Origin of the sequence: Sphingomonas sp. LM7 (genome assembly GCF_002002925.1) — a bacterium.
In the GTDB taxonomy this organism is placed as follows: Bacteria; Pseudomonadota; Alphaproteobacteria; order Sphingomonadales; family Sphingomonadaceae; genus Sphingomonas.
This window is the reverse complement of the sequence record NZ_CP019511.1, coordinates 4,146,452-4,155,514: the sequence shown is the minus strand read 5'-3', so window position 1 is coordinate 4,155,514 and position 9,063 is coordinate 4,146,452. Positions and strand designations below refer to the sequence as shown.

The following is a 9,063-nucleotide window of genomic DNA, read 5'->3' as shown; positions in this document are numbered from 1 at the left end:
TTACGGAAATGTGACGATTATGCCAGCGCTTGGACGCGCTTGTTGAGGCGCGAGAACTTGCGGCCGGCAGTATTCTTGTGGAGCACGCCCTTGGCGACGCCGCGCGCGAGCTCGGGCTGCGCAGCGGCGAGCGCGGCGGTTGCCGCGACCTTGTCGCCCGATTCGAGCGCCGACTCGACCTTCTTGATGAAGGTCCGGATACGGCTGACGCGCGTACCGTTGATTTCCGCACGGCGGTCGTTCCGCCGGATACGCTTCTTCGCTTGCGGCGTATTCGCCATGCCGTCTCGTTCCTGCTCAATTGGAGGGGCATGGGAACGGGCCCACGCCGGGAAAGGCGAGCCCCTTAACGTCTGGGGCGATTCGGGTCAATCATTTCTGGCATCTCGGACACCAGAAGGTCGATCGGCCGCTGTCGACGCGTCGTTCGACGAGGCCACCGCATGCGCAGGGCTCGCCTTCACGGCCATATACACGCCATTCCTTGGCGAAATAGCCAAGTTCGCCATCCGGCCGCGCATAATCCCGCAGCGTCGAGCCGCCGGCGCGAATCGCCGCCTCCAGCACTTCGCGAACCGCATCGACCAGCTTGGCCAGCCGCGCCCTGGTGATCGTCCCCGCCGCGCGGGTCGGGGCGATTCGCGCGAGGAACAGCGCCTCGCACACATAGATGTTGCCCAGCCCCGCCACCACGCGCTGGTCGAGCAGCAGCGCCTTCACCGGCGCGATTCGGTCCTTGAACACCCTGGCCAGATGCGCAGCGTCGAAATTGGGGCCGAGCGGCTCGGGGCCCAGCGCCTTGAACGCCGGCCATTCGTCGAGCGCCTCGGTCGGCACCAGGTCGATCGAACCGAATCGCCGCGCGTCGTTGAGCGCCAGCCGATGCTTGGCGGTCTCGATGACGAAATGATCGTGCTTGCCCAGTTCCTCGGGGTCGATCCGCCACCGCCCCGACATGCCGAGATGGAACACCATCGTGTCGCCGCGATCGGTCTCGATCAGCCCGTATTTGGCGCGCCGGCCGAGGCCCGTGACGGTGGCGCCGGTCAGCCGCTGGCCTAGGTCCTGCGGGAAGGGCCGGCGCAGGTCGCCGCGCCGCAAGGTCACGCGCTCGATCCGCGCACCCTCCAGCACCGGCGCGAGGCCACGGACGGTCGTCTCGACTTCGGGAAGCTCTGGCATGGCAAACCCCTAGCCGCGCTCCCCTGCCCCCGCTAGAGCGCACCCATGTCCGACACCGTCTCCTTCGGCTACGAAGACGTCGCCCCCGAGGAAAAGACCGCCCGCGTCCGCGAGGTCTTCTCCAACGTCGCCGCCAAATACGACCTGATGAACGACGCGATGTCGGGCGGGCTGCATCGGCTGTGGAAGGACTTGTTCGTCCGCCGCGTGAAGCCACGCGCCGGCGAGCATATCCTCGACATGGCCGGCGGCACCGGCGACATCGCCTTCCGCATGGCGCCTTCGGGCGCGCAGATCACCGTCGCCGACATCAATCCCGAGATGCTGGCGGTCGGCGTCGAGCGCGCCGCGGAGCGCGGCATCGACGGTCTGGTGTGGAGCGAGGCGAACGCCGAGACGCTGATATGGCCCGACAAGTTCTTCGACGCCTATACGATCGCCTTCGGCATCCGGAACGTCACCGACATCCCCAAGGCGCTCCGCGAGGCACACCGCGTATTGAAGCGCGGCGGCCGCTTCTACGTGCTCGAATTCTCGACCACCGAATGGCCCGGCTTCGGCCAGGTCTATGACGCCTATTCGCACCACCTCGTCCCCAAGCTCGGCCAGCTGCTCGCAGGCGACGCCGATTCGTATCGCTATCTGATCGAATCGATCCGCCGCTTCCCGCCGATGCCCGAATTCGAGGCAATGATCCGCGATGCCGGCTTCACCCAGACCAAGGTCGAGCCGCTGCTCGGCGGGCTTGTCGCGATCCATAGCGGCTGGAAGATTTGATGGCTTCTCTTCTGCTAAAGCTCCTCCCCTTCAGGGGAGGGGGTTGGGGGTGTGGCCCGTCCATCTCACCAGCCCATCGCACGTTGAAGGGCCCTACCCCAACCCCCTCCCCTGAAGGGCAGGGGCTAGAATAGTGACCGCCTCGCCCGTCCACCTCTGGCGCCTGCTCAAATGGGGCCGCATCCTCGCGCGTCACGGCGCGCTGCGCGGGATCGAGCGCGATCCCAATACGCCCAGGCCCGTCCGCCGCATCGCTCGTCTCGCCCGCTTCGGCGCGCGCGTGCCCGCCCAGCCGCGCTATGCCGACGCCTTCCAGGCGATCGGCCCCGCCGCGATCAAGCTCGGCCAGACTTTAGCCACCCGCCCCGATCTGGTCGGCGAGGAAGCCGCGAACGACTTGCTGCGTCTTCAGGATGCACTTCCCCCCCTGCCGTTCGCCGTGATCCGCCAACGGATCGAAGCCTCCTATGGCCGCCCGCTGGAGACGTTCTTCGCCAGCATCGAGGAAGCCCCGGTCGGCGCCGCCTCGATCGCGCAGGTCCACCGCGCGGTCACCACCGATGGTCGCCAGGTTGCAGTCAAGGTGCTCCGCCCCGGCATCGAGACCGAATTTGCCCGCGCGATCGAGACCTATGAATGGGCCGCGGCCCAGGTCGAGGGCATGGGCGGCGAAGCTGCACGTCTGCGCCCCCGCCTGATCATCGAGCATTTCAAGCGCTGGACCGCGCGCGAACTCGATTTCCGCCGCGAAGCCGCCTCGGCCTCCGAGCTTGCCGAGGGCATGACCGCCGAGCCCGATTTCTATGTGCCCGAGATCGACTGGCAGCGGACCACCGGCAAGGTCCTCGTCCTCGAATGGCTCGACGGCATCAAGCTGTCGGACCGCGGCGCGCTGATCGCTGCGGGGCACGATACCACTGCGCTCGCCGGAAAGCTGATCCGCGCCTTCCTGCGTCAGGCGATCGCCGAGGGCTTCTTCCACGCCGATATGCATCAGGGGAATCTCTTCGCGCTCCCCGACGGCCGCATCGCCGCGATCGATTTCGGCATCATGGGCCGGATCGACCGCCGTGCGCGGGTGTGGCTGGCGGAAATCCTCTACGGCCTGATCACCGGCAACTACAAGCGCGTGGCGGAAATCCATTTCGAGGCGGGCTATGTCCCCGCGCACCACAATGTCGCCGAGTTCGCCACCGCCCTGCGCGCCGTCGGCGAGCCGATGCGCGGCCAGCCGGTCAAGGACATGAGCGTCGGCGCGATGCTCGACGGGCTGTTCAACATCACCCGCGACTTCGACATGCAGACGCAACCCCATCTGCTTCTCCTCCAGAAGACGATGGTGATGGTCGAAGGCGTCGCGCGCGGTCTCGATCCCGAGATCAATCTCTGGGAGACTTCCGGCCCGTTCGTCGGCGAATGGATCCGCACCGAGCTCGGTCCAGAGGCCGCGGTCGCCGACCGGATCATCACCGACCTGCGCACGCTGGCGCGCCTGCCCCAGCTGATCCGCAACATCGAGCTGCGCTATCCTACACCCGGCGGTGCGCCCCCTACCCCGCCGCTGCGCGAGATCGAAGTCGTCCGCGTCGGCGGCGGCTGGCGCTATGCCGCGGTGGCGGTGCTGGCCGCGGCGGCGAGCGCGGCGGCGATGTGGATGGCGTTTCTCTAAACTCCCTCCCGTGCAGGGAAGGCAAGGAGCTCAGTACGGCACGCGCAGCGTCGTACGGACCCCGGCATGCGCGGGATCGAACTCGATCTTGGCCTGGAGGCTGCTCGCCATCGCGCGCACCAGCTTGGTGCCGAGCCCGGTGCCCTGGATGCGGCCGTCCTTGGGCATGCCGATCCCGTCGTCCTCGACGCTCAGATGGAAATGCGCGTCCGACGCGTGCGACAGATGGATGCGCACTTCGCCGCTGCTCGCGGGCCCATACGCGTATTTGCAGGCGTTGGTGACGAGCTCGTTGACGATCACGCCCAGCGATACCGCGCGGTCGGTCTTGAGCTTGATCGGCTCGGCCGTCAGTCGCAGCGTCCGCGGCGATGCCGGCGTCGACCAGGTTTGTTCGAGCTCGGCGACCAGCGCGCGCAGATAATCGTCCATCGAGACGAACTCGACATCGCCCGAGGTGTAGAGCCGGCGGTGCACCTGCGCGATCGCCTGGATACGCTGTTGGGTCTCGAGCAGCGCGCCCTTCGCAACCGTGTCGGAGAGGACCGAAGCCTGCATATGGACGAACGCCGAGACCAGCTGGAGGCTGTTCGAGACGCGGTGATTGACTTCGCCGAGCAGCGCTTCGAGCCGCGCGTTGCTGGCGCGCAATTCCTCTTCCACGGCTTCCTTGGCGCTACGCAGCCGCACCTTGTCGAGCGCCTGGTGGAAGCTGCTCGCCAGCAGGTCGAAGAAATCGTCGCCCACCGATTTGACGACATAATCGACCGCGCCGGCCTTCAGCGCCGCGACCGCGATCCGCGTCTCGTCCGATCCGGTGACATACACCACCGGCGGACAATTGGGCAGCGCGTGCAGCAGGTTGAGCGTCGCCAGCCCGTCCTGCCCGGGCATATAATGATCGATCGCGACCAGGTCGTAGCTGCCGGCGCGCACCATCTCGACGCCCTCGGCACCGCTCGCGGCAAGGCTCACAGCAAAGCCGCGGCGAGTCAGCGCGCGCTGGGCCAGCCGCCTCAGCCCCTCGTCATCGTCAACATACAGGATATGGGCGGATGCCGTGGTCAATCGGCCTCCGCGACGTCGGGCACCTGGATTACCGACAGGAACAGGCCGAGCTGACGGATCGCGTCGGCGAAATTCTCGTAGTTCACCGGCTTGGTGATGTAGACGTTGCAGCCCAGGTCATAGCAGCGCTCGATCTCGACCTTGTCGTCGGTCGTGGTCAGCACCACCACCGGCGTCCGCTTGAGCGGGCTGCCTTCCTTCTTGATGCGCGCCAGGATGTCGGTGCCGCTCATGTCGGGAAGGTTGAGATCGAGCAGGATCAGCGCCGGGCCGTTCTGCGCGGGCCCCTCGGGCGAATCGTACAGATAGTTCAGCGCCGAGGTGCCGTCGGTGAAATGGCGGATGAGGTTCGAGATGCCCGCGCGACGGATGTTCTTCTCGATCAGACGGGCATGGCCCTCGTCGTCCTCGATCATCACGATGTTAACGGGTTGATGATTCGTCATTTTAAGTCCCCCGGTCTCAAGACCCGCGGCATCGAAAGCCTGAAGGTGGAGCCGCGGTCAAGCTCTGATCGTACTTCGATGAGGCCGCCCAGCCGATAGGCGAGCGCGCGGACATGGGCCAGGCCGATGCCCTCGCCGGGCTGGTCCTGCATGCCCGATCGGCGGAACAGGTCGAAGATGCGCTCGTGATCGCGCGGATCGACGCCGCGGCCATTGTCGGTGACTTCCAGGATGACGCGCTCGCGCTCGACATGGCCGCGCACCTGGATCAGCCCCGGCCGGCCGGGCTGGAGATATTTGACGGCATTCTCGATCAGGTTCGACAGGATCTGCTCGACGGCCAGTCGGTCGCTCTCGATCTTGGGCAGCGGATCGGCGCGAACCTCGGCCCCGGCATCGCTAACCCGGTGCTGCAGGCTGTCGATGATCGATTGCACCAGCCCGTTGGTATCGATCGGTTCGATCGCCAGCGTGCGCCGCCCCTCGCGAGACAGCCGCAGGATCGCGTTGATCAGCCGGTCCATCTTCTGTGTCGAGGTGCGGATGAATCCGATCGCCTCGGGAAGGTCCTCGCGCACCGCCAGCCGCACCGGTTCCTCGACCAGCTCGGGCGCGCGTTCCTCGACCTTGTCGAGATAAGTCGACACCGTCTTGCGTGCCGCGTCCAGCTCGGCGGTGAACCCCATCACGTTGACCAGCGGCGAACGCAGATCGTGCGAGACGATATAGGCGAAGCGCTGGATCTCCTCGTTGGCGCGCTGCAGCTCGGACGTCCGCTCGTCGACCATCTCCTCCAGCCCCTCGTTGAGCCGGCGCAGCTCGACGCGCGAGGCGGCGAGATCGCGAGTGTAGCGCAGCATCAGCGACAAGGTCAGCGCCGCGACCAGGATCACCAGCGCGCCCGCCAGCGCAAGGATCAGATAGAAGACGCGCTGCGAATAGGCCTGGTCGGCCTGCCGGTCGGCCAGCAACTGGCGCTCGGTGGCGCCCATCGCCTCGGATGTCGTCCGGATCTGCCGGATCAGCAGGATCGCAGGATCATCCTCCAGCTTGCCCGCGCGGATCGCGGGTGCGCCTTCCAGCATCGCCGGCTGGCGATAGATTTGCTGCTTGGCGAGCAACGTCTCCAGCGCACGCACGCGTTGCTGCTGTAGCGGATTGTCGCGCGTCCGCCCGTCGATATCGCGCAGCGCCGCCGCCGCGACGTCCGCCGACTCCTGCATGCGCTGGCGGAACAGCGGACCACCGCCGAGCAGCACGCCGCGTCGCGCCGTCTCGGTGCGCTCGTTCGCGCTGGCAAAGGCGCCGAGCCGCGATTCCAGGTCGAGCGTATGTTCGACCCAGCGGGCATTGTCCTGATTGCGCATCTGCACCCAGGCGGTCGCGATCCCCGCGCCGATCAAAGCGAGGAAGCCGATCGCGACGAGCGCGATCACGCGGCGGGCAAAACTCGGCTGGAGCTTTTCGAGCGATCGGTTGGGCATCGCATGCGTCTCTAGGGGGCCCGTGCGATAGCCACAATGGCCGTGACGACGCGGCACGCCCCTCGACACCGAAGCCGCCGCGCGTGTAGTTCCCCGCCTGCATGGCGCGTTCCCCGTCCCTATGGCTCTCCGCCCCCAGCCGTTTCGCCGGGATCGGCAAGACGCGCGGGCGGGTCGTGCTCGCCGGGCTCGCGCTGCTGCTGCTCGCCTGCCTGACCGTGCTCGCCGTGCCCGATCCGGCCGCCGTCGCCACCGGTCCCGCCACCAGCCAGTCCGACCAGACCGATCTGATGGTCTATGAAAAGATCGTCGCGGGGGTGAAGGGCGGCGGCGACTATTACACCGTCGCCACCGATGCGCTGCGCGCCGGCGGCTACCCGCTACGCCCCTTCCTCACGGTGCGGATGCCCTCGCTCGCCGTGGTGCAGGCCGCGCTGCCGCCCTGGGGCCCTGCGGCATTGCTCTATCTGCTCGCCGCCTATGTCGGCATGGTCTGGGGACTGCGCCTCGGCGACGTGCTGCCCCGCGCGCTGCCGCGCCTCGCTGCCTTGCTGCTGCTGATCGGCTCGATGCTCGCCTTTCTTCAGGCCGAGCTCGTCGCCTTCCACGAGATCTGGGCGGGGCTGCTGATTGCCCTCTCGCTCGGGCTGCGCCGGCCCGGCCGCTGGATGGAATCGGTGGCGTTCGGGCTCGTCGCGATGCTGATCCGCGAGACCGCCGCGCTCTATGTGCTGGTCATGCTGGCGATGGCGTGGCGCGAAGGCGCGCGGCGCGAGGCGCTGGGCTGGCTCACTGCGCTTGTCCTGTTCGCCGCTGCGCTCGCCGCGCATGCCCATGCCGTCAGCGGGATGACGGGCCCGCTCGACGCCGCATCGCCGGGCTGGAGCGGGCTGCTCGGCTTCGGCTTCTTCGTGAAGGCGCTGAGCCTCGCCACCGCGCTCCAGCTCCTGCCGGTCGCCGCGGCGGCGATGATCGTCGGGCTGGCGCTGTTCGGCTGGGCGGCGTGGGACGATCCGCTGGGCCTGCGCATGGTCGCGCTGCTCGCCGCCTATGCCGCGCTGATCGGCATCTTCGCGCGCAGCGACACCTTCTACTGGGCGCTGATGGTGGCGCCGGTGTTCCTCGCCGGGCTCGTCTTCGTGCCCGATGGCCTGCGCGACCTGCTCCGTCCGAACCTCGACAGGCGCCGCATCACCGTGACAAGGGTAGCCCGATGAAGCGCATCCTGCTGATCGTCGGCGGCGGCATCGCCGCGTACAAGGCCTGCGAGCTGGTCCGGCTGTGCCGCAAGGCCGGGATCGGCGTGAAAGTCGTCCTCACCGAAGGCGGCAGCCATTTCGTCACGCCGATGACGCTCGCCGCGCTGTCGGAGAACCAGGTCTATACGACGCTCTGGGATCTCAAGGACGAGGCCGAGATGGGGCATATCCAGCTCAGCCGCGAAGCCGACCTCGTCGTCGTCGCCCCCGCCACTGCCGATCTCCTCGCCAAGATGGCCGCCGGCCTCGCCGACGATCTCGCGACCACGTTGCTCCTCGCCACCGACAAGCCCGTCCTCGCCGCGCCGGCGATGAACGTCCGGATGTGGGGCCACGCCGCCACGCGCCGCAACGTCGCCCGGCTGCGCGCCGACGGCGTGACAGTGCTCGAGCCCGACGAAGGCCCGATGGCCTGCGGCGAATACGGCCCCGGCCGCCTGCCCGAGCCCGAAGCGATCCTCGCGGCGATCCAGGGCGCGCTCTCCGCATCCGTTCGCGCTGAGCCTGTCGAAACGCAAACGGGCGGATTGAGCGGCCGACACATCCTCGTCACCGCAGGCCCCACTCACGAGCCGATCGACCCGGTCCGCTACATCGCCAACCGCTCCTCGGGCCGCCAGGGCTATGCCCTTGCCGAGGCGCTTGCCGGTTTGGGTGCGCGCGTCACGCTGGTCAGCGGCCCGGTCACGCTGCCCACGCCCGCCGGCGTCACGCGAATCGATGTCGAAACCGCGCAGGACATGGCCAACGCCGTCGCATCCGCGCTCCCCGCCGATGCCGCGGTAATGGTCGCCGCGGTCGGCGACTGGCGTGCCGAAGCCGCCGCGCAGAAGCTCAAAAAGGGCGAAGCGCCGCCGTCGCTCCAACTTTCTGAAAACCCCGACATCCTCGCGCTGCTCGCCCACAGCCCGCACCGCCCGGCGCTGGTGGTCGGCTTCGCCGCCGAGACCGAGCGCGTCCTCGATCACGCTACTGCCAAGCGCATTCGCAAGGGCGCCGACTGGATCGTCGCCAATGACGTGTCGGGAGACGTGATGGGCGGCGACGCCAACACCGTCCACCTCGTCACCGCCGACGGCGTCGAGAGCTGGGAGCGCCTGCCCAAGCCGGAGGTCGCTCGCCGCCTGGCCGGGCGCATCGCCGACGCGCTCCGCAATTCCTCTCCCCCGAAAGGCTGA

Annotated in this window: 9 protein-coding genes; 4 read left to right on the top strand and 5 right to left on the bottom strand. The window is 67.9% G+C overall.

Translation table 11 applies throughout. The annotated features are described in order from the left end of the window. Positions 1-17 precede the first annotated feature (17 nt). Together rpsT and mutM are read right to left on the bottom strand one after the other, a co-directional pair. Positions 18-281 (bottom strand): 30S ribosomal protein S20, encoded by a 264-nt coding sequence (gene rpsT, locus BXU08_RS19415; RefSeq protein ID WP_077511832.1) that lies wholly within the window; start codon positions 279-281, stop codon positions 18-20. 91 nt (positions 282-372) lie between these two features. After that, positions 373-1,182, bottom strand: coding sequence for a bifunctional DNA-formamidopyrimidine glycosylase/DNA-(apurinic or apyrimidinic site) lyase (mutM, locus tag BXU08_RS19410; RefSeq protein WP_077511831.1), 810 nt, complete (start codon positions 1,180-1,182; stop codon positions 373-375). A 45-nt stretch (positions 1,183-1,227) separates the two neighbouring features. Between mutM and BXU08_RS19405 the strand changes: the two genes are divergently transcribed. Both BXU08_RS19405 and ubiB read left to right on the top strand, forming a co-directional pair. Next, on the top strand, positions 1,228-1,959 hold the full coding sequence (locus BXU08_RS19405; protein ID WP_077511829.1) for a class I SAM-dependent methyltransferase: 732 nt from the start codon (positions 1,228-1,230) through the stop codon (positions 1,957-1,959). Positions 1,960-2,092: 133 nt separating this feature from the next. After that, positions 2,093-3,628 (top strand): 2-polyprenylphenol 6-hydroxylase, encoded by a 1,536-nt coding sequence (gene ubiB, locus BXU08_RS19400; protein ID WP_077511827.1) that lies wholly within the window; start codon positions 2,093-2,095, stop codon positions 3,626-3,628. A 30-nt stretch (positions 3,629-3,658) separates the two neighbouring features. Here the strand turns inward: ubiB and BXU08_RS19395 are convergent, their stop codons facing one another. From BXU08_RS19395 to BXU08_RS19385, 3 genes are read right to left on the bottom strand one after another with little or no spacing between them, the layout of a single operon-like run. Next, positions 3,659-4,696, bottom strand: coding sequence for a sensor histidine kinase (locus tag BXU08_RS19395; RefSeq protein ID WP_077511825.1), 1,038 nt, complete (start codon positions 4,694-4,696; stop codon positions 3,659-3,661). Further along, positions 4,693-5,142 carry a response regulator gene (locus tag BXU08_RS19390; RefSeq protein WP_077511823.1) on the bottom strand — a complete coding sequence of 150 codons (450 nt, stop codon included), beginning with the start codon at positions 5,140-5,142 and terminating at the stop codon, positions 4,693-4,695. Before BXU08_RS19390 ends, BXU08_RS19395 begins: the two co-directional genes overlap by 4 nt. Then, positions 5,139-6,626, bottom strand: a complete 1,488-nt coding sequence (locus BXU08_RS19385) for an ATP-binding protein (protein ID WP_077511821.1) — start codon at positions 6,624-6,626, stop codon at positions 5,139-5,141. Before BXU08_RS19385 ends, BXU08_RS19390 begins: the two co-directional genes overlap by 4 nt. Positions 6,627-6,727: 101 nt before the next feature. Here BXU08_RS19385 and BXU08_RS19380 point away from each other — a divergent pair, with 101 nt between their 5' ends. Further along, positions 6,728-7,843, top strand: coding sequence for a hypothetical protein (locus tag BXU08_RS19380; RefSeq protein WP_077511819.1), 1,116 nt, complete (start codon positions 6,728-6,730; stop codon positions 7,841-7,843). Next, entirely contained in the window at positions 7,840-9,063 is a 1,224-nt protein-coding gene (gene coaBC / locus BXU08_RS19375; protein ID WP_077511817.1) for a bifunctional phosphopantothenoylcysteine decarboxylase/phosphopantothenate--cysteine ligase CoaBC, read from the top strand. The genes BXU08_RS19380 and coaBC overlap by 4 nt, the downstream gene beginning before the upstream one ends.

Bases quoted from the DNA above. Each gene is read 5' to 3' on its own strand.
- rpsT (WP_077511832.1), bottom strand. From the start codon at position 281: ATGGCGAATACGCCGCAAGCGAAGAAGCGTATCCGGCGGAACGACCGC.
- mutM (WP_077511831.1), bottom strand. From the start codon at position 1,182: ATGCCAGAGCTTCCCGAAGTCGAGACGACCGTCCGTGGCCTCGCGCCG.
- BXU08_RS19405 (WP_077511829.1), top strand. From the start codon at position 1,228: ATGTCCGACACCGTCTCCTTCGGCTACGAAGACGTCGCCCCCGAGGAA.
- BXU08_RS19390 (WP_077511823.1), bottom strand. From the start codon at position 5,142: ATGACGAATCATCAACCCGTTAACATCGTGATGATCGAGGACGACGAG.
- BXU08_RS19385 (WP_077511821.1), bottom strand. From the start codon at position 6,626: ATGCCCAACCGATCGCTCGAAAAGCTCCAGCCGAGTTTTGCCCGCCGC.
- BXU08_RS19380 (WP_077511819.1), top strand. From the start codon at position 6,728: ATGGCGCGTTCCCCGTCCCTATGGCTCTCCGCCCCCAGCCGTTTCGCC.
- coaBC (WP_077511817.1), top strand. From the start codon at position 7,840: ATGAAGCGCATCCTGCTGATCGTCGGCGGCGGCATCGCCGCGTACAAG.